Here is an 18,855-nt window from a genome sequence, read left to right on the forward strand (position 1 = left end):
CACCTCTCAATGACCAACTATGGTGGGTATGACGTTAAGCACATATCCGCCCATCTTATCGGTCAATTCGTGCGCCGCGTTCCAGGAAATGCCACCGACTATTTGCGGGAATACACCTATTGCGATTATCAAAATGGAAAATGCGACGATAGGCACGGCCGGCGAGATAGAAACCTTTATCTTATCGGTCGAAGTTGGTTTTGATGTGAACATGTATCCGACTATTCTGAGGTAATAAAAGGCTTCGACAACTGAAGCAAAAAGTACGATTGCAATCACGAAATCGTACCATCCACCTCGTTGAATCGAAGCGTCAACAAGGGCAAACTTTGACCAGAATCCTCCGAACAGCGGAAGGCCAAGAAGACTAAGAGAGCCTATCGTGAAGGTAACGGTCAAAAACGGACTTTTGTACCACAGCCCTTTCATGTCTTCGATGTGTTCTCCAATTCCGAAAGAGACTATGATGCCGAGTATCAAAAACATCATGGCCTTGGCTATCGAATGGTTTACAAGTTGAAACACACCCGCATACGATCCCATCTTTGAACCTATCGAAAAGCCTATCGCGACAAGGCCCATCTGTGCCATCGATGAATATGCAAGCATCTTTTTGACATTCTTTTGGACAAGCGCCGATAATTCTCCTATCACAACGGTTGCCGATCCCAAAATGGCCACCAAAGCCATGAGATCTATGTTTCCATAGGTCGAGACGAAGTTTCCGTCCTTGCCAAAGACCGTCATGAGAATTCTGAACAGCACGTACACGCCGCCGACGGAACCTATACCGCTTAAAGTGGCCGAGACGGGATTGACCGCTCCGGTATACGTGTCTGGCACCCACCCGTTGAACGGGAAGAGTTCTGCCTCAACGGCAAGGCCGGCAACAAGCAAAATTCCGGCAAAGGTCAGAAGGCCGGAGGTTGTCTGGGAGATTCTTGCGGCAATTTCGGCTATGTTAAGGGTTCCGAGTTGTGTGTAGATCAAAAGCACACCAAAAAGGTAAAGTGTCGATCCGATCGAACTCACGACAAGATATTTGAAGGCACCGCCCAGAGCCCTTCTTTCAGGCCCATAGGCTGCAAGCGCAAAAGAAGAGATACCTGTTATTTCCATGAAGATGAAGATGTTGAATATATCTCCGGTCGATACCAAACCGATGGATCCGCCGACAAACATCAAAAAAAGCAGTGCAAAATGTACAACATCACCATGATTTGCAGACCAGAGGTTGTATATGCTTATCATCAAGCCTACGAAAGAGATTAAAATTATCAAGACAGTTGCGAATGGACCTATGTAGAGGTTCTCACCGAATGGAGGCAGCCAGTTTCCCATTATGACGTTAAAGGGATAGATGTGCCATAAAAATATGTAAAGGCCGAAAAAGAATTCAAAGCCAAGTGTGAGAACGGTTATCCACTTTGCAAGTTGTTTGGATATGAATCCAAAAAGTGGTATCGAAAAGGCCATAAGTAAAGGCACTCCGACAAGTAAAGCGGCAAGGTTGTACGTTTTCATCTGTCCTCCTCCTTGATCTTTCTGACATCGAGTGTGCCGTATTTTTGATAAATTTTGACTGCTATCGCAAGTGCAAGTGCCGTTGTCCCAAGGCCTATGACTATGGCAGTTAAGACCAGTGATTGTGGAAGAGGATCGGCCGAGATCACATGACCGTTGACCACAAGGTTATTCGTTGCGGTGTATATGGGCATAACAGACTTTGGATGCCACGCGATCGTCACTATGAATAGATTCGTGCCGCTGTCTATTATGTTAAGGCCAACTATGATTCTGAATATATTTGTGTTTGTGAGCACTATGTAAAGGCCGATTCCAACGAGTGCCATTGCTCCGGTTAAATATACCCAGTTCTGGAGAAAGTCTACCATCTCAATCCTCCTCCGTATCAACTATCATTGCATTTGTAACGGCCGACAGTTCAGATCCAACCTTCATTCCTATCGCTATGTATATGAGGGCTATAAAGCCTGCGCTGAAGAGATCTCCGATTGTACCTGTCGGTAGGAAATTGGCAAGAAAGGATTTCTCGCCAACAAGACCGATTATGCCTATTATCACGTAAGCCATTCCAGAAAGAGATTCAAAAACAGTCAAACCTGCTTTGTTCGGAGAATATCCCTGTCTTCCTAAAAATAAACCGAGTATTCCTGAGGCAATTATCGCACCGCCCGGGAAACCTCCTCCTGGGGTTAAATGACCGTGTATGAAGACGTAAATTCCAAAAAGAAAGATAACGGCAAAAGCAATTCTTGTGCCGACGTACATGATCTCGGATGGAGCAATTTTCTTTTTGGGTATCTTTCTTTTTTCTCCATGAAGCACAAGCATTACACCACTTGCGGCCAAAAAGAGCACCGTAACTTCACCTAACGTGTCGAAACCTCTGTAATCGACAACTATCGATGTCACGACGTTGGCCGCTCCGTCTTCCAAATTCGAACTTTTTCCGAACGTTATGGGCGTGTAAGGTACATCATTTCTCAACGGAACCATATCTTTGTTGAAATAAGTACCTTTATCTAACATCTGAGTGGCATGATCGACATCTTTCATAACGTAAAATCTCGATACGGTGTTGTTCACGTTGACTTCATTTCCTTTTGGCATTTGAGTGAACACCATGAAAAAGCCGATTATCAAAATGCCGACGACAAAAATGGCAAAAACTTTTTTTACCATCTCCGGAGTATCACTCATCATCGCTCGTCCCACCCTTTTGTATTTTTTTCATCGCTATGATGAAGATCGCGGTCGATAATCCTGCACCTATGGCCGCTTCGGTTATAGCAACGTCGGGAGCCTGCAGGAAGAAAAAAAGTCCGGAAACTCCCAAACTGACAAGACCCATCGAAATAACGGAAGAAAGCAACTTCTTTGAAAAAACGGCGACAAAACCTCCAGCGACTATGAGAATAACAAGTAAGGTTGAAAATAGCGTTATCATTTTTGATCACTTTCTTTTTTAACTTTTTCGGCGTAAAGGTCCGGGTTTGTTCCTTTGTAAGGTTTAACACCCGCCCTGTAAGAGGCGCGTCCGAGGGCATGGCTTGAAATGGGGTTTGTCATAAGCAAAAATATCGCAAGTGCAAGTGAGAAAACAAGCCATCCTTTTGCAATTAAACCTACTCCTATCGTTGTCGATACAACGCCTAAGGTTGTGGCCTTTGTGCCGGCCTGAAGTCTGTTAAAAAGGTCCGGAAGCCTGAAAATCCCGAGTGCTCCCAAAAAGAGGAAGAAAACACCTATAAAGACTAATACGACCCCCGTCCATCCAAGTATCAAATCGACCATATCAAAGCCCCCTTTCGAGGTACCTTGCTATTGCTAACACTCCCAAAAACGAGAGAATGGCGTAAACCATCGAAACGCTTAAAAGTATGTACTGAAAAAAATAAAGCGCGAGTATAACCCAAAAACCGGTTGTAATTGTCGTCCACGTATCAAGACCGACTGCCCTGTCCGAATTCGTCGGGCCTACGATTGCCCTTATCGTTGCCAATATCGTCGCAATGGATACTATCACAAACCATGCTATCCATATGAATTGAGGTATTTCGATTCTCATCTGAACATCACCTCTAAAATTTTTTCAAAACTGCCGGCTATCTCTTCGGAAGCATGCTCTACATCCGTCGATCCGACCGTTATCCAGTGAATATAAATGTACTGACCTTCTATATCGACCGATAAGGTCCCCGGTGTCAGGGTTATCGAATTGGCAAGCCAGACACGCGCAACCGGAGATTTAAGATTGGTCTTTATTTTGACAAAGCCTGGCTTTATTGGCATTTTTGGATTTAGCACAAGACCTGCCACGTGAAGGTTAGCCTTTATCAATTCGCGTATGAAAACCGGTAGATACCAAAATAGCAGAATGCCAATGCGCTTTATGTTTTTCAATCCTGAAATACTTAACTCTTTGTAAGAAAGCAGAGATGCTGTGAAGGCTATCGCAGCCCCTGCTTCCCATTCCTGAATTGAAAATGGGTAGGTTAAAATTATCCACAAAAAGAAATAAAGTACAACCGCGTAAAAGTAACGGTTGATCGAAGAGGCTTCTGCCTTTTCCATGATCAATTCTCCTTGTAGACTATGTCATCGTAAAGAAATTGTACCTTGTTCTTGTGCTTTAATTCTTCTATCGAGAGATATTCAAGTACTTTCCTCAAATCCTCATCTTTGGCTCCCTTTAGAAGATTCTGGTAGAATTGATGCGTTAAATCCTCTCTTTTTATCGCCGCTATTAAGATATCCTGAATGGTGGAATTCGGATCGAAATGGGATGGCATGAGATAATCTCCAAGTTTCATATCCTGAATTCTTTCGATCTTCAAATCTTTTGCGATCTTCGACGGGCCTTCCGCCATCATCGCCTCGATCTTTTTCCTGTGATCGATTTCCTGTTCGGCCAGATATTGCAATTCTTTTTTCAAATAAGGCAAAGTAACGACATCTTGTGCCTGCGCGTAAAAGGCGTAAGAACTTTCTTCTATTCTTTTCGCAGTTTCAAGGACTTCTTCAACACTTTTGAGCATAAAAATCCCTCCTTATTCAATAGAATCCTTTAAAAGTCTCTTACTCAAAGGCCTAACCCACAGAGTTTCAATTATGACGGACTCCAAAACGGTTATAACCGTCGCGGCCAGTATAACTTCACCCCACTGGGTTAAAACCGGATTTTTGTACATTATTCCAAGGCTAAGCGGCAGGCCGGCAAGTGCGGATGGGACAACTCCTCTCGGCCCTTCAAGTGAAATGAAGAGATATTCTTTGGCGCTCCATTTTCTCAAAGGCAATACCGTAAGGCCGGCAATAGGTCTTGCCACGAAAACCACAATCAAAGCAACGATTGATCCCATAATCAGGGCCGATCCGAAAACATTCAAATCCACAGTTGCCCCTATGAGTATGAAGATGAAGACCGTCGCAAAATCGGAAAGAATTTCGTTGAAGTGCAATTCCGATTCCATAAGATCACCGAATTTTTTCGATTCGCCGTTTTTCTTAAAGAAGATATCGTGATTCCCCCAAACTATGCCGATTGTTGTTGCAACGAGATAACCCGAAGCCTGAGCCCATTCACCTATCAAAAATCCACCGAAAGCCAGGGAAAGCGCGTATATTTCAGGAAAGGTATCGATTTTGAGTTTTCTTGCGATCCAGTATCCAACAATCCCCAAAATCACACCTATCACAACCGAGATGCCTATTTCGTACAGAAAAAATATCACGGCTGCAGGATAAAGCGTTGTGTATTTCGCTATTGCCTCTATGAACTGAGCGCTTGAGGCCTGAGGTACGGCAAGTGCCACAGCAAGCACTGTCAAAACTATCCCAAGAGGATCGTTAAAGATTGATTCGGTCACTATAACGGTCCTTATGTTTTCGTTGACTTTGTTCTGCTTGAAAAGCGGTATCAAAGTTGCCGGATCTGTGGCCGAAATGATGGCACCAAATAAAAAGCCTGCAAGAAACGGAAGATGAAAGAATAGAGAAAAGAAGAGACCTGCAACTATCGCAGTCACAAAAAGTCCTACCGTATCGAGAATACCTATGGTCGCCATGTGCTTTTTAAGCAATGGCCATTTGAGGTTGTGACCTTCCGCGAAAAGGATTATCACAAGTCCTATAACCCTGACATAATTGAAAAGCGTTGTCGCATTGCCGCGGCCTATGAAACCGAGTACAGGGCCAAAGATGATACCCAGCACGATGAGGATTGGGATTGAGGAAATATTAACTTTCTTGCTGAGGAAGAAGGTGATAAAGCCTAACGTCATAACAACGACAAGTGAAAATATAATTAGATCCACGTGAGACAAAAAGATCATCCCCTTATATGATTTTTGTGATTTTTTACACTAATACTTCTCTATCTAAAAATGATTATATACCATATATAGGTATTTTCAAAATCAAATGTCAAAGGCTCAAATTTGTCGGTCACCTCGCGGCATCATGCTCTCCGCCTCCGTCCGCCTTTTCCACGCGTCACGCGTTACTGATCACTCATTACGCGTCACTGTTTTGTTTTTGCCATAGGCTATTTGCCATTCGCCATATGCTGCTTTCTTTCTCCAATCCCTAACTTGACTTGATCCTTTCTAATATGTTATTCTATTTATAGAAAATCATTTTCTATAAAGAGGGGAGAACCGATGAAAATCAAAATTTTGTTAATTTTTTTATTTGCTGTCGGAATTTTGGCCTTTGGAAAGTTAAGCGTAATTACCACAATTCCACCGTTAGGCTATATGGTCTCTACCGTTGGCGGGAGTGCCGTTGAGGTAAGTGTGCTTGAAAAGCCGGGAGATAATCCTCATAATTTCAATCTCACACCCCAGCAGGCCGTATACATTTCTAAATCAGATGTATTTGTAGATTTGGGCCTTGAAGAAGATGCCTGGATAGGCGATAGGGTGAAAGCGATAAATCCTTCGGTAAAGGTCGTGGATGCCACACAGAATCTCTCCCAGTTTTTAATAGGGGAAAACGGATCGTATAATCCTCACGTCTGGCTTGATGTGAAACTATACGAGATGATGACCATCAACGTTTACGATGCCCTTGTAAAGGCCGATCCGAAAGATCAAGCGATTTTTTGCGTAAACTTTGGCAAGTTCATCCTATCACTGAATCAACTTAACGAACAAATAACAACTCGACTCGATGCTGTAAAGGGCAAGCCGTTTGTCGCGCAACATCCGGCATGGGATTATTTTGCCCGCGCATATGGACTTGGTAGGGAATATTCCCTCGAAAATGATGCAGGCCAATCGATAGGACCTCAAGATTATCAAAAAATCATAGATGCGATGAAGAAATACGGTATAAGGTCGATAATAGGAGATCCCGTCACGCCTTCAAAATTAGCAGATCAATTGTCAAATCAAACAGGTGCAAAGGTAATAAGCATAAATCCGATCTTCACTTTTAACTATTTTGATCTCATGAACGCAATAACAAATGGATTTTTAGAGGCTCTGAAATGATAAAGATAGACTCTTTGACTGTAAGATATGATGAAATAGAGGCCCTTTCAAATCTTTCGTTAACACTTGAAGATGTCAAGTTTCACGCGATTATGGGACCTAACGGCGGCGGAAAGACGACGTTTATAAAAGCACTTGTCGGGCTGTTGCCTTACGAAGGAAAGATCGAGATAGACGGTATCGAACACAAACAATACCTTAAAAGAAATTCGATAGGTTATCTTGCCCAAAGAGGATCTCAATTTTCGTCATTTCCGATAACAGCCCTTGAGGTTGTCGAAATGGGAAGGTATAGATTCAAAGAGTCCAAAAAATTGCGAAAGCAGAAGGCTTTTGAATTCCTCAAAGTGTTAGAGATGGAGAATTTTGCAGATAAAAGCATAGAGGAATTGAGCGGTGGCCAGCAGCAAAGGGTGCTTATGGCAAGATCGCTTGCGACGGAATCAAAAATTCTTGTCTTAGACGAACCCTTAACCGGCATGGATCCGAAGGCCCAATCTTTGTTTTACGATATGATAAAGCGTATAAAAGATGAATTCAAATTGACGATCATAATGTCAAGCCACGATGTCGGGTTTACTTCCGAGTACGCCGACAACATCGTGTGTATAAACAGAGAACTTGTACCTCATGACAAATCGGCAAAAGTTTTGAGTTGCACGGAAGTGTCTCAACTTTACGGTCCAAAAATAGGGATGGTGGAGCATCACCATCTGCATTCGGAAAAAGACGATGTTTGACTTTTTTGGCCTTTTCTTCATACAAAGAGCCTTTATAATAGGATCGATTATCGCCGTCGTGGGAGGGTTGATAGGGCCTTTCGTGTTTTACAGGAAAATGGCTTTTATGGGCGTTGGCATCGCCCACGGTACATTTGCGGGCATAGCGCTTGGCATATTGATAGGGGTTTCTCCTTTGCCGGTGGCCATAATTTTTGCAATAGGTTTGGGGATCTTCATCGGCTTTATAAGCAAGACGGGTAAAATATCCGAAGACGTTTCGATAGGAATACTCTTTTCTTTTGCGATGGGACTGGGAATCTTTTTGATAAGCATATCTCCGGGCTACCATACGGATATAATGGGTTATCTTTTTGGCGATATACTTGCCATTTCGAATTACGATATGTATCTTGCCATCATCGTTTTGATACTCGTCTTTTTATGGTACATGATAAGATCCCGTCAGATGAAATACATGACCTTCGACGAGGATTTCGCAAAAATATCCGGTGTGCCGGTCGGCATAGATTATTACATTTTCATGGCACTGATCTCGCTTGTGATAGTTATCATAGTCAATTTTGTGGGGGTCATTTTGGCAAGTTCAATAATAATAGCGCCTGCCGCTGCTTCAAAGTTGGTTGTTAAAAGGTTCTCCGCCATGGTCATTTTATCAATGATATTTGGGGAAATTGCCATATTTTCAGGAATAACTTTCTCTTACTATTTGAATATTTCTTCCGGACCTTCGATAGTCTTCTTCATAACCTTTGTCTTCATTTTAAGCCTGATATTCAACAAAATAAAGCGTGCATTTAACAAAAAACGCGCATATGACCTGAAAAACAACACGTGGCAAAGAAATGTTTGAACGCTTGAAATGCAAATATGTTGTATGGTAGAATATAACTTGTCATTGCGCGGTTGTGTAATGGTAGCACACGGGACTTTGGATCCCGGCGTGGAGGTTCGAATCCTCCCCGCGCAACCAGATTAGCGGTTTTCAAAATTATTCTCTAAAAATTCTCTGGCTTTTTCAACTATCTCCGCGGGCAATCCGAGTATTCCCGCTATTTTTATCGCATCACCGTAATTTACGATATCGCCGTTTATGAGATGATGATTTATCTTGGAATTCAAATTTCGGGCGTTTATTTCGCCTTCAAAATTTATCATACCTATCGTATATTTGTCACATTTAACCTTTTCTATCGTACGTCTGAAATGTGTTACCATCACCGAAAAATGCTTCGAATATGAAAGATATTCCGCAAGAGCCGTGGCAAGTGCTTCCCCTTCGTATGGATTTGTGCCGGATCCAAATTCGTCTACCAAGATCAACCCTTTTCTGTTCATCTTCAAAGTATCCGACATCCTGTCTATTTGGCTTGCAAATCCTGAAAGGCCCAAACTTTGAGATGAAGATCCGACAAATCTTACCCAATCTATTTCAGGCAAAACGGCGGATTTTGCTGGCACTAAAAAGCCGTGCATTGCCAGCGCACATGAAATGGCCAGAGTTCTGAGCACGGTTGTTTTTCCGCCCATGTTGGGGCCGAAGATCATGGTCAATCCTTGAGAAAATTTTCCACTTAGGGGGACGTATTCAAAATTATCTTTTTTAACGAGATTTGAGACAACCGGATGAAAAGATTCTTCAAGATTTATTTCTTTTCCGAATTGAGGGAACACATATCCGTCCTTGATGGCTTTGACTCGCGCCAAGGCAACGTCAAAGTCCGCTATTTTTTTTATCTCTGCTTTTATAAGCGTTATCCACTGTTCGACCGCTTTTGAAAGGCGTTTTATCTCTTCGTCTTCTGCAATTTTTATCTCTTCTTCGAGTGCGTGAAGTTCATTTTCTTTGACCATTATTTCCTCGGTCGGCCTTACGACAAGGGTATAAGTTTTCATCCCTTCTCTTTCGATCATGACAAAGTTTGAATCGATAAGTGCTCCGGCTTTATCCCTTTCGATCACAAAACGTCTGTCACCAAGGTCGAAATTGAATTTTTCCGAGATGAATTTAATCCTTTCTTTGTAAAGTCCGTCTATTCTTCTTTTGAGGCTTTTGTGTTTCTCTATCAAAGCATCGATCAATTCATTTTCAGGCATAAAAGAAAATGATCCGCTTTGTTTGGGATCGAGTAATTCCCACAACTCATCGAGATCTCCAAAAAAATCGGCGACGCATCCGGAAAGTTGTTTGAGTATTTTATGATGATGCACGAATCTTTTTATCTCGAAGAGATCAACGTCTGTCGATGTGCCGTTTTCTATCGATAACATGCTGCCGGATATTTCATGAAAATCTCGAAGGATATTTTCGATTCTGACGCGATTGTATTCGCATGCTTTCACCTTTGAAAGGAATTCAAAGTGACCACGAAGTTCTTCTCCTTTCAAAGGCAAAAGATTGGCGCTGATTCCAAACACACTTACAGGTTTATAAAAAGACACAACTTCATCAAAAAAACAAAATCTTTTCGTTTCTTCGTCTATGAATTCCACTTCAGAAATATATCTTGGAGAATTTTTCCCTAACGTAATTCATGAAAAATTTATGGTTAAGCGGCTCTCCGGTAACTTTGATCAAAAGATCTTTCGGATCATACAGGGCACCGAATTTGTGTATTTTTTCTCTTTGCCACTCTCTCAACACCTTTAAGTTGCCATTCGCGATCTCTGAATCAAGATTCGGGATCTCTTTTTTTGCGGTGAAAAAGAACTGCGATGCATAAAGATTCCCAAGCATATATGAAGGAAAATATCCAAGTTGTCCGCCTGACCAATGAACGTCTTGAAGCACTCCGTGCGCATCGTCGGGTACGTCTATTCCAAGGTACGCTTTCATCTTTTCATTCCATACATCGGGCAGATCCGCGACCTTGATCCTATCATTTATGAGGGCTTCTTCTATTTCAAACCTGACCATTATATGTAAATTGTAAGTTACCTCATCGGATTCGATTCTTATCAAAGAAGGTTTGGTAAGGTTAATTGCCCTGTAAAATTCGTCAGAAGAGACATTTTTGAACTGGGGAAAGATGTCGCACAATTTAGGAAAGAAAAAATTCCAGAACGGCTGCGATCTGCCAACAAGATTTTCCCATGTTCTTGATTGCGATTCATGGATTCCCATAGATGCTCCGCTGTAAATCGGCATCCATTTGTACGCTTCCGAAACGCCTTGCTCGTAGAGCGCATGACCTCCTTCGTGCATGGTGGAAAATAAAGCCGATGTCATATCGTCTAAATGATAATTCGTCGTGATTCTTACGTCTCCGAAACCCATTCCAATCGTAAATGGATGAACGGTTTCATCTATGCGACCGCCTTTGAAATCGTATCCCATCGCATCAAGTACTTCCCGGGACAATTTCTCCTGTGAACTTTTGTCAAAATTCCCGCTCAAAATCGATGTGTCGGGGGCTTTACCTTTTGAATTCAAATCTTTTATGAACGGAACGAGTTCTGCTTTCAGCCCTGCTATTATTTTGTTGAGATCTTTTGTCGTCATTGAAGGTTCGTAATCTTCGAGAAGGGCATCGTATTTGTTTTCTTCATAACCGTAGTATTCGACAAATTCTTTGAGATATCCGACTATTTCTTCAAGGTAGGGTTTAAATTTGGAAAAGTTAGATTCTGCTTTTGCTTCCTGCCATACGTTTTCTCCCTTCGAACAGGCAATGGTAAATTTTTCAAACTTGTCCGGCGGTATGGCGGAGATGCGTCTGTATTCCTTCGTTACAAGGTAAACATTTCTCCTGTCTATTTCGCTCAATTTTTCGTTTACCTTGGGCCTGTTAAAATATTCGACAAAAGCAGCCATTTTGGGAGAGGTTCCCATATCGAACATCGTTCTTGCAAGTTTACCTGCAACCTCCGATCTATCCATTGCGGCTTTGGGAGGCATTTTCGTTCTCATGTCCCATTCAACAAGGGCATAGGCTGCCTTGAACTTTGCTATTTCCTTGTTGTAATCGTAAAATTCTTTTATTTCCATTTCGATCACCCCTTCAGCAATTTTCGTGATATCTCGTTTTGCCTCTTGATAAGATAATCTATGTCTTCAACCTTTAAATTCCCATCTTCAACGATTACCCTTCCGTTTACCATGTTGAAATTCACTTTCTGCGCATCGCACATGATGATTGCCCCGACAGGATCGTCAAGACCTCCGGCAAATGCGAGTTTGTTCATGTCAAACATCACCAAATCAGCGGCCTTTCCAACTTCTATCGATCCTATGTAATCATCCATTCTCAGTACCCTTGCGCCGCCCATCGAAGCCATCTCGAGTGCCTCTTTCGGTGTCATGGCATCCGGCCCGTACTTTACCCTTTGAAGCAGCATGGCATTTCTTGCCTCTAAAATCATGTTGGAGGTATCGTTGGATGCGCTACCGTCAATTCCAAGGGAAAGTCTCATACCTTTCATTTTGGAAATAGGTGCGATTCCGGAACCCAGTCTCATGTTTGAAGTCGGACAATGCGAGATCCCCACATCGTTTGCTTTCATCTTTTCAATGTCCCGATCACTCACATGGACCGTATGCGCAAACCACACCTGCGGGTTAAGCCAGCCTAACTTTTCCATGTAATCGACGGGCCTGAGGCCAAACTTTTCAAGGCAAAATTCCTCTTCGTCTTTGGTTTCGGCAAGATGTGTGTGCAAAAGTACGCCATGCTTTTTAGCCATTTCAAGAGTTTTGATCATTAAAGATTCCGTAACGGAGAAAGGAGAGCATGGAGCAAGCGCTATTCTTGTCATTGCGTATTTCGATCTATCATGGTATTTTGAAATGACCCTTTCGTATTCCGAAAGGATTTCATTTTCATCCTGCACGACAGAATCGGGAGGAAGTCCTCCGTCTTTTTTTGACATCGACATGGATCCTCTTGTCGGATGAAATCTGAGGCCAACGTGTGAAACTCCTTTGATCTCCTCATCGAAGATCGCATTTCTGCCGTAAGGATAAAGGTAAAGCATATCGCTCGATGTTGTTACGCCGCTTAAGGCCATTTCACAGGATGCAATGGTTGCGCTCACGTATGAAGACTCTTCATCCAGATTTTTCCATATTTCGTAAAGATTGACAAGCCAATCGAACAATTTGGCACTCTGGACGGATTTAACATTCCTCGTTAAAGTTTGGTAAAAGTGATGATGTGTGTTTACAAAACCGGGAAGCATGACCATGTTTGAACAATCGACGATCCTATCGAATTTCCCTTCGGGCTGAACTTTACCCACATAAGTTATAACGTTATCATCAACAACTACACATGCATCTTCAATTTCCCCTTGCTTTGAAAGTGTTTCGAGGAAATTTATGTCTTTGAAAAGGTACTTCAATTGTACCCCTCCCGTTTCCTGTATTCAAGTATCATTTTATCGGTTTCGCCAACGACTTTTTGCTGATCTTCCCAGTATTTCTGATCAACTTGAGAGTTAAGTTCTTCGACTGTTTTTCCCTGCTGCTCGACCCATGTGTAATACTTCAAATTATGCCATCTGCGTCTATTTTCAAGGGTGCCTTCGAAGAGCCAGTCTGTTTTGACGCCCATAAATATAGAATTGAACCTCGATTTTGCCTCCGCAAGATCCATCTTTCCGTATTGTTTGTCAAGATCTGCCATGACCGAATGGTACCTGTCTATCGTATCCGTTGCTATCGTGATTATATTATCGTTTGGCCCAAATTTGTACTCTTTGGCAACCTTTATGGCGCCCAGCACGTTTGCAACGCCTGATATTCCAAAGATCGTTGACATTTCTTCTACAGCCTTTGGATCTATGAAACCTTTCAGAAATTTTTTACCGACCTCATCTGTCAACAGTTGAAGTCCTTTCTTTGATTCCATATCATCAATCGCGACAACCGCGTCTGAATTCATGACGTTGTGTATCCACGTCACGTGCTTGTCCCCTATTCCTTGAATATCATGGGTTCCATAGCCGTTCATGGAGATCGTAGGACATTGTATGGGCTCAAGCGTTACCACTTTTGCATCGCCGAAGACCTGTTTTACCCTATCGCCGCATGCTATGGTGCCTGCCGATCCCACTCCGGAAACAACGGCAGCGATTTTACCATTTCCTATTTTTTCACGTTGAACAAGTTCTACCATCGTATTGCCGGTAACGTAATAGTGAAACCTGTAATTTCCAAATTCGCTGAATTGATTCAATATTCTGACTTTTTCCGGATCTTTAGACCAAATTTCTTTCGATTTATCGTAAATTTCTTTTACATTCGATTCTGATCCCGGAGTGGCGATAACCCTTGCACCGTAAGCGTTTATTATTTGAAATCTTTCCTTACTCATGCCTTCCGGAAGGATGACTATCGTATCGAATTTCATCCTGCATCCCACCCATGCCCCGCCTATGCCGTAATTACCTGTGGATGGCCATATCAAAGTGTTGTAAGATGGGTCAACTTCATTTCTTATGACTTTTTCAACCAAAATGGAATATGTCGCTCCCACTTTATGACTTCCCGTTGGAAAATCACGTCCGTACATGACTATTATGTTTGCGTCGACACCCGTCAATGTCTTTGGAAGCACCACGTATTTTATTTTGTTATCGGAACCGCGCCATGTTATGTTGAAAAAGTTTATAGGATCCAAAGGATCTTCTCTCATCTTCTCAAGTGCAATTTTCCTTACTTTGGGATCGATCTTGTCAGGATGTAACATTTCTTCAAACGTGGGACCTATTACCTTTTTAGAACTCATTGTTATTCCTCCTCTATAAGATTTAGCACATATTCCTGCGTTGCAGGTATGCTTTTAACCCTTTTCCCTATCGCATTTGATATACCATTTGCCACTGCCGCCGGTGCCGGCATTAAAGATGGTTCTCCTATTCCTTTTGCACCGAAAGGACCTTGTGAAAATTCATCTTCGACGAAATCTATTTTTATGCTTTGCGGGATATCATTTATCGTCGGAATTATGTAGGTACTGAAGTTGTCTGTCAATATCTTTCCATCCCGCATCTTTATTTCTTCGTATAAAGCGTACCCCATTCCCTGTACAAATCCACCTTCAACCTGACCCGTAAGGCCGACGGGATTTAAAGCCTTACCGACATCGTGAGAGGTGAACACATCAACAACGGACGTCCTGCCAGTCAGCATATCGACTTCAACAACCACTATTTGCGTTGCGTAAGAATACGTAAGATATGCCTCCCCGAGGCCTGTTTTTGGATCCCAGTTGAGTTTCGGAGATTTAAACCAACTACTCGATATAAGGTTAACGTTTGAATTGTAACAAATGCCTACAATTTCTTCAAATGTCATCTTCACATCGCCGGAAAAGATCACTCCGTCTTTTATGGTCACTTCTTCTTCATCCACATCTTTGATCTTTGAAAACATAGAGAGTATCTTACTTTTTATCTGTTCACACGCTTCCTTCACGGCATTTCCGCTGAACAAGGTCGCGCGTGACGCAACCGTAGGACCGCTGTCCTGAACGTAAGAGGTGTCCGTGTTCTCAACGGATATTTTTTCAAATTTTTGTCCCAGCGTTTCTGCCGCTATCATGGCCAGCACGGTTTTCATACCCTGACCCATTTCGGTGTTTCCAACATGAATGCTTACGCTTCCGTCTCTTTGAATCTGAACAAGCGCACCGGCGGCATCCAAAGATTGACCGGCTGCTCCAAGTGCTACACCGTAAATTATGTGTGAAACACCTATGCCTCTCTTTTTGAACCTGTTCTTTGAATTGAATTCAGAAACGGATTTTTTCAAATTCTCGTAATCGGCTAATTTTATCGCATGCATTATCGTTTCAACAGCGCCAACTGATTCGGTCAAAAGATGATCTGTCGATGTTTTACTGCCCACCTTGAGCGCATTTTTCAATCTTAAGTCTATTGGATCGATTCCAAGTTGTTTTGAAGATTCATCCATTATCGATTCTATCGCAAAAAGCACCTGTGGGCTTCCAAAACCTCTGAATGCACCGCATGGAACTTTGTTTGTGTAAACTCCGTCTATATCAACCTTTACATTCGGCACATCGTAAGCGCCGGCGGCATGGACAAGACTTCTGTACATCACTATGGGCGATAATGTGGCGTAAGCACCGATATCCATGTGGGCTTTTATCTCCATTGCAACCAATCTGCCGTCTTTTTTAAATCCAACTTTGTAATGAGATTTTATAGGATGCCTTTTGCTTGTGAACTGGATATCCACCTCTCTCGAGTAGGAAAGCAAAACAGGTCTTTTCGTATGGTAAGCAAGCAAAGCACATTGTGCCGCCACGTAGGAAGGCACATCTTCTTTTCCTCCAAAGGCACCTCCGGTGTCAGATTGAACTATCCTGATCGAATTCATGGAAATGCCAAGTATTTTAGGAACAGCATTTTGAACGTAATACGGGCATTGCATCGAACCGTAAATCGTCATTCCGGAAGGTTCTGGAACCGCAAATATCCCTTGCGTTTCAAGATAAGCATGCTCTTGATAGTCCGCAAAAAAATCATCTTCGATTATCATGTCGGATTGTTTGAATCCTTCTTCAACATTTCCCTTTCTTATCTTCTTAGATGTGAGGATATTTCCGGATTCATGAACTTTTATTTCATTTTTCAGAGATTCCTCGATTGATAAAACCGGCGGGAGGTCTTCGTATTCAACCTCAACCGCATCTGCAGCCATGTTAGCGATCTGCTGGCTTTCGGCTGCAACAAGCGCAACGACATCTCCGAAGTACCTGACTTCTTCTCCGATGGGTACAAGGCAAGGCATATCTTCAACGACTTCTCCAAGTTGATTCTCGCCAGGAATATCTTTGTAAGTCAGGACCGCCTTGACACCATTTATTTTTTTCGCTTTATCGGTGTTTATCCGCTTAAGACGAGCGCGTGAATGCTTCGAAAGCACAAGCGCACCGTAAAGCATCCCTTTGAATTCGTAATCCGAGACAAATTTACTCTCACCTTTCACTTTTTGAATCGCGTCAACGCGTTTTACCTTTTTTCCGATCGTCGTCATTTCAGAAGTTTTAGTTTCCATTTGGTACCCCCTCAAATACCGATATTCACGAAATTACCCTTGGTAACATCCACAAGTCCGAAATTTGTTATCCTCAATTTCGGTATGACAGCAAGTTGAACAAAAGATAACACCATAAATGGATCATTTATTATACACCCGATCGATCTTGCCGCTTCCTTCAATTCCTTTATTTTTTTAACAACTTCTTCTGTTGTCAGGGAAGACATAAGACCTCCTATTGAAAGGGGAAGTTTGGCTATGATATGTCCGTTGCTTGAAACGACAATTCCACCTTTCATATTCAAAATTTCATTTATGGCCAAAACCATGTCAAGATCATTTGTTCCGACGACAGACATGTTGTGAGAATCATGGCCGACGGATGTCGCTATCGCACCGTTTTTGATTCCAAAGCCCGTAACGGCACCTGCGAATACCGACTTTTCCGCGGAATATCTCGATACAACTGCAATTTTAAGCAAATCGTTTTTAACGTCGGGCACTTTTGCGGGCGGGATATCAAAAATTTCTTCGGAAGTCACTATGCTATCGTTGAAAACTCTTATGGATCTTGTTTGATTTCCATTTGAAAGTATCGTCAGATCATCTTCTTCAATTTTCGTGATTTTGAAATTGCCGTCCAACTTCTGTTCGATGTTGTTTCCAACGACATCCGTTGTCAATTTACCGTCGCGGGCAATTATCTTTGAATCTTTTATGACGATCTTCGGGAAAAAATTTTCAAGAGATTCCGTTACAACCATATCTGCCTTGTAAGATGGCGCTATCGCTCCCATACTTCTAAGGCCGTAAAACTGGGCTGAATTTATCGTTGCCATTCTTATCGCAATGATGGGATCGATTCCCTTTGATATCGCACGTCTTACCATGTTATCTATATGACCATCTTTTACTATATCGTCTGGATGACGGTCATCGGTGCAAAAAGAGAAAAATCTCTCGTTTTGCGCGGTAACGGCATCTATCAGATCATCAAGATTTCTCGCAACGCTTCCTTCTCTGATTAAAACCTGCATGCCACGGGATATTTTTTCAAGTGCTTCTGATTCATTTGTGCATTCATGATCTGTTCTTATGAAGGCCGACGCGTAAGCGTTAAGGCTCTTGCCTGAAAGTCCCGGAGCATGACCGTCTATTTTTTTGTAAAGATGTCTTATTATCTCTATCTTTGTCATAAGATCTCTGTCGGTGTTTATAACGCCCGGATAATTCATGACCTCTCCCAGTCCGAGTACCCTTGGATATTTTGTGACAAGTGCTATTGTGTCTATCGAGGTTATTTCAGATCCGCTCGTCTCCATCTTCGTGGTCGGAACGCAAGACGGGATCATCATGTAAATGTTAAGTGGAATTCCTTCGGTGTATTGAAGCATGTATTCAATGCCAGTCGTACCGATAACGTTCGCAATCTCATGTGGGTCGGCAATGATAGTGGTTGTTCCTCTTGGCAAAATCGTCCTTGCGAATTCAACCGGATCTACCATTGAACTTTCGATGTGCACGTGGGCGTCTATTAAACCGGGAACAACGTAATTACCTTCCAGGTCTATGACCTTTTTGCCCGATCTGTAATCTCCCACTCCGGCGATTCTCTTCCTGTAAAGTGCTATGTTACCCTCTTCTATATTTCCAGTAAATACATTGACAATTTTGCAATTTGTCAAAAGTACGTCGGCAGGCACTTTCCCAAGGGCAACAGGGATTATCTCTTCAATTTTCATGTTTAAAAGCCCCTCTTTTTACCGCTACTCTGACGTGATCGGCCCTGGCTATGAGCTTTTCACCAGATTTCACTTCTATATGAAAAGAAAACTTTCTATTGCTTTTTTCGATCAAATTTGCAATGACCTTCACTTTCTCGCCCGGCCACGCGGGAGCGACATGATCCAAAGTTACATGCGCTCCAACCGTTATTTCATCATTCGAAAGAAAAGTTTGAGCAAATTCGGAAGCGGTTTCTTCCATCCATGCAAGCACAGTTGGTGTTGACAAAACGTCTGCATTTCCGCTTTTTAACGCGGAGGCAAGATCTTTTTGCGTGACTGTTTTTTCTTTTATCATCTCCATT

General features: G+C 42.4%; 19 protein-coding genes and 1 tRNA gene. 4 read left to right on the top strand and 16 right to left on the bottom strand.

Going from position 1 to position 18,855, the window contains the following annotated elements:
- Positions 1-6 precede the first annotated feature (6 nt).
- The 9 genes from ACP5NR_RS01520 to ACP5NR_RS01560 are packed head-to-tail and all read right to left on the bottom strand — an operon-like array spanning position 7 to position 5,858.
- On the bottom strand, positions 7-1,524 hold the full coding sequence (locus ACP5NR_RS01520; protein ID WP_428005834.1) for a proton-conducting transporter membrane subunit: 1,518 nt from the start codon (positions 1,522-1,524) through the stop codon (positions 7-9).
- Positions 1,521-1,895 carry a sodium:proton antiporter gene (locus ACP5NR_RS01525; protein ID WP_428005835.1) on the bottom strand — a complete coding sequence of 125 codons (375 nt, stop codon included), beginning with the start codon at positions 1,893-1,895 and terminating at the stop codon, positions 1,521-1,523. Before ACP5NR_RS01525 ends, ACP5NR_RS01520 begins: the two co-directional genes overlap by 4 nt.
- Before the next feature lies 1 nt (position 1,896).
- On the bottom strand, positions 1,897-2,727 hold the full coding sequence (locus tag ACP5NR_RS01530; RefSeq protein ID WP_428005836.1) for a Na(+)/H(+) antiporter subunit B: 831 nt from the start codon (positions 2,725-2,727) through the stop codon (positions 1,897-1,899).
- Positions 2,717-2,971: a hydrogenase subunit MbhD domain-containing protein gene (locus tag ACP5NR_RS01535; RefSeq protein WP_161848567.1), complete on the bottom strand. Its 255-nt coding sequence runs from the start codon at positions 2,969-2,971 to the stop codon at positions 2,717-2,719. Before ACP5NR_RS01535 ends, ACP5NR_RS01530 begins: the two co-directional genes overlap by 11 nt.
- Positions 2,968-3,318: a cation:proton antiporter gene (mnhG, locus tag ACP5NR_RS01540; protein WP_428005837.1), complete on the bottom strand. Its 351-nt coding sequence runs from the start codon at positions 3,316-3,318 to the stop codon at positions 2,968-2,970. The genes ACP5NR_RS01535 and mnhG overlap by 4 nt, the downstream gene beginning before the upstream one ends.
- Before the next feature lies 1 nt (position 3,319).
- Positions 3,320-3,592, bottom strand: a complete 273-nt coding sequence (locus tag ACP5NR_RS01545; protein ID WP_428005838.1) for a monovalent cation/H+ antiporter complex subunit F — start codon at positions 3,590-3,592, stop codon at positions 3,320-3,322.
- A complete protein-coding gene (locus ACP5NR_RS01550; RefSeq protein ID WP_428005839.1) occupies positions 3,589-4,098 on the bottom strand; it encodes a Na+/H+ antiporter subunit E in 510 nt (169 codons plus the stop codon). The genes ACP5NR_RS01545 and ACP5NR_RS01550 overlap by 4 nt, the downstream gene beginning before the upstream one ends.
- Positions 4,099-4,100: 2 nt before the next feature.
- Complete coding sequence (locus tag ACP5NR_RS01555; RefSeq protein WP_428005840.1) at positions 4,101-4,562, bottom strand: ferritin family protein; 462 nt, start codon at positions 4,560-4,562, stop codon at positions 4,101-4,103.
- Positions 4,563-4,574: 12 nt separating this feature from the next.
- Positions 4,575-5,858, bottom strand: coding sequence for a cation:proton antiporter (locus ACP5NR_RS01560; RefSeq protein ID WP_428005841.1), 1,284 nt, complete (start codon positions 5,856-5,858; stop codon positions 4,575-4,577).
- Positions 5,859-6,185: 327 nt separating this feature from the next.
- Between ACP5NR_RS01560 and ACP5NR_RS01565 the strand changes: the two genes are divergently transcribed.
- The 4 genes from ACP5NR_RS01565 to ACP5NR_RS01580 all read left to right on the top strand — a co-directional run bounded on the left by ACP5NR_RS01565 (position 6,186) and on the right by ACP5NR_RS01580 (position 8,732).
- Entirely contained in the window at positions 6,186-7,019 is an 834-nt protein-coding gene (locus ACP5NR_RS01565; RefSeq protein ID WP_428005842.1) for a metal ABC transporter substrate-binding protein, read from the top strand.
- Positions 7,016-7,759 (top strand): metal ABC transporter ATP-binding protein, encoded by a 744-nt coding sequence (locus ACP5NR_RS01570; protein WP_428004462.1) that lies wholly within the window; start codon positions 7,016-7,018, stop codon positions 7,757-7,759. Before ACP5NR_RS01565 ends, ACP5NR_RS01570 begins: the two co-directional genes overlap by 4 nt.
- On the top strand, positions 7,752-8,612 hold the full coding sequence (locus ACP5NR_RS01575; RefSeq protein WP_428004463.1) for a metal ABC transporter permease: 861 nt from the start codon (positions 7,752-7,754) through the stop codon (positions 8,610-8,612). The genes ACP5NR_RS01570 and ACP5NR_RS01575 overlap by 8 nt, the downstream gene beginning before the upstream one ends.
- Before the next feature lie 46 nt (positions 8,613-8,658).
- Positions 8,659-8,732, top strand: a tRNA-Gln gene (locus tag ACP5NR_RS01580).
- 2 nt (positions 8,733-8,734) lie between these two features.
- Here ACP5NR_RS01580 and ACP5NR_RS01585 read toward each other — a convergent pair.
- Genes ACP5NR_RS01585 through ACP5NR_RS01615 form a run of 7 tightly spaced genes read right to left on the bottom strand, consistent with a single transcriptional unit; the run spans position 8,735 to position 18,854 of the window.
- Positions 8,735-10,252: a MutS-related protein gene (locus tag ACP5NR_RS01585; protein ID WP_428004464.1), complete on the bottom strand. Its 1,518-nt coding sequence runs from the start codon at positions 10,250-10,252 to the stop codon at positions 8,735-8,737.
- Position 10,253: 1 nt separating this feature from the next.
- The gene (locus tag ACP5NR_RS01590; protein WP_428004465.1) at positions 10,254-11,747 is read right to left on the bottom strand and encodes a carboxypeptidase M32; all 1,494 of its coding nucleotides are present in this window, start codon (positions 11,745-11,747) and stop codon (positions 10,254-10,256) included.
- A gap of 5 nt (positions 11,748-11,752) precedes the next feature.
- A complete protein-coding gene (locus tag ACP5NR_RS01595; RefSeq protein ID WP_428005843.1) occupies positions 11,753-13,099 on the bottom strand; it encodes an 8-oxoguanine deaminase in 1,347 nt (448 codons plus the stop codon).
- Positions 13,096-14,487 (bottom strand): PLP-dependent cysteine synthase family protein, encoded by a 1,392-nt coding sequence (locus tag ACP5NR_RS01600; protein WP_428004467.1) that lies wholly within the window; start codon positions 14,485-14,487, stop codon positions 13,096-13,098. The genes ACP5NR_RS01595 and ACP5NR_RS01600 overlap by 4 nt, the downstream gene beginning before the upstream one ends.
- Positions 14,488-14,489: 2 nt before the next feature.
- A complete protein-coding gene (locus tag ACP5NR_RS01605) occupies positions 14,490-16,784 on the bottom strand; it encodes a xanthine dehydrogenase family protein molybdopterin-binding subunit (protein ID WP_428005844.1) in 2,295 nt (764 codons plus the stop codon).
- 11 nt (positions 16,785-16,795) lie between these two features.
- Positions 16,796-18,508 carry an adenine deaminase gene (gene ade / locus ACP5NR_RS01610; RefSeq protein ID WP_428005845.1) on the bottom strand — a complete coding sequence of 571 codons (1,713 nt, stop codon included), beginning with the start codon at positions 18,506-18,508 and terminating at the stop codon, positions 16,796-16,798.
- Positions 18,498-18,854, bottom strand: a complete 357-nt coding sequence (locus ACP5NR_RS01615) for a thioesterase family protein (protein ID WP_428005846.1) — start codon at positions 18,852-18,854, stop codon at positions 18,498-18,500. The genes ade and ACP5NR_RS01615 overlap by 11 nt, the downstream gene beginning before the upstream one ends.
- Position 18,855 lies beyond the last annotated feature (1 nt).

The organism is Athalassotoga sp. (genome assembly GCF_049965695.1).
In the GTDB taxonomy this organism is placed as follows: Bacteria; Thermotogota; Thermotogae; order Mesoaciditogales; family Mesoaciditogaceae; genus Athalassotoga.

Bases quoted from the DNA above. Each gene is read 5' to 3' on its own strand.
- ACP5NR_RS01575 (WP_428004463.1), top strand. From the start codon at position 7,752: ATGTTTGACTTTTTTGGCCTTTTCTTCATACAAAGAGCCTTTATAATA.
- ACP5NR_RS01530 (WP_428005836.1), bottom strand. From the start codon at position 2,727: ATGATGAGTGATACTCCGGAGATGGTAAAAAAAGTTTTTGCCATTTTT.
- ACP5NR_RS01555 (WP_428005840.1), bottom strand. From the start codon at position 4,562: ATGCTCAAAAGTGTTGAAGAAGTCCTTGAAACTGCGAAAAGAATAGAA.
- ACP5NR_RS01605 (WP_428005844.1), bottom strand. From the start codon at position 16,784: ATGGAAACTAAAACTTCTGAAATGACGACGATCGGAAAAAAGGTAAAA.
- ACP5NR_RS01550 (WP_428005839.1), bottom strand. From the start codon at position 4,098: ATGGAAAAGGCAGAAGCCTCTTCGATCAACCGTTACTTTTACGCGGTT.
- ACP5NR_RS01525 (WP_428005835.1), bottom strand. From the start codon at position 1,895: ATGGTAGACTTTCTCCAGAACTGGGTATATTTAACCGGAGCAATGGCA.
- ACP5NR_RS01615 (WP_428005846.1), bottom strand. From the start codon at position 18,854: ATGGAGATGATAAAAGAAAAAACAGTCACGCAAAAAGATCTTGCCTCC.
- ACP5NR_RS01560 (WP_428005841.1), bottom strand. From the start codon at position 5,858: ATGATCTTTTTGTCTCACGTGGATCTAATTATATTTTCACTTGTCGTT.
- ACP5NR_RS01520 (WP_428005834.1), bottom strand. From the start codon at position 1,524: ATGAAAACGTACAACCTTGCCGCTTTACTTGTCGGAGTGCCTTTACTT.
- ACP5NR_RS01545 (WP_428005838.1), bottom strand. From the start codon at position 3,592: ATGAGAATCGAAATACCTCAATTCATATGGATAGCATGGTTTGTGATA.
- ACP5NR_RS01565 (WP_428005842.1), top strand. From the start codon at position 6,186: ATGAAAATCAAAATTTTGTTAATTTTTTTATTTGCTGTCGGAATTTTG.
- ACP5NR_RS01590 (WP_428004465.1), bottom strand. From the start codon at position 11,747: ATGGAAATAAAAGAATTTTACGATTACAACAAGGAAATAGCAAAGTTC.
- ade (WP_428005845.1), bottom strand. From the start codon at position 18,508: ATGAAAATTGAAGAGATAATCCCTGTTGCCCTTGGGAAAGTGCCTGCC.
- mnhG (WP_428005837.1), bottom strand. From the start codon at position 3,318: ATGGTCGATTTGATACTTGGATGGACGGGGGTCGTATTAGTCTTTATA.
- ACP5NR_RS01570 (WP_428004462.1), top strand. From the start codon at position 7,016: ATGATAAAGATAGACTCTTTGACTGTAAGATATGATGAAATAGAGGCC.
- ACP5NR_RS01600 (WP_428004467.1), bottom strand. From the start codon at position 14,487: ATGAGTTCTAAAAAGGTAATAGGTCCCACGTTTGAAGAAATGTTACAT.
- ACP5NR_RS01535 (WP_161848567.1), bottom strand. From the start codon at position 2,971: ATGATAACGCTATTTTCAACCTTACTTGTTATTCTCATAGTCGCTGGA.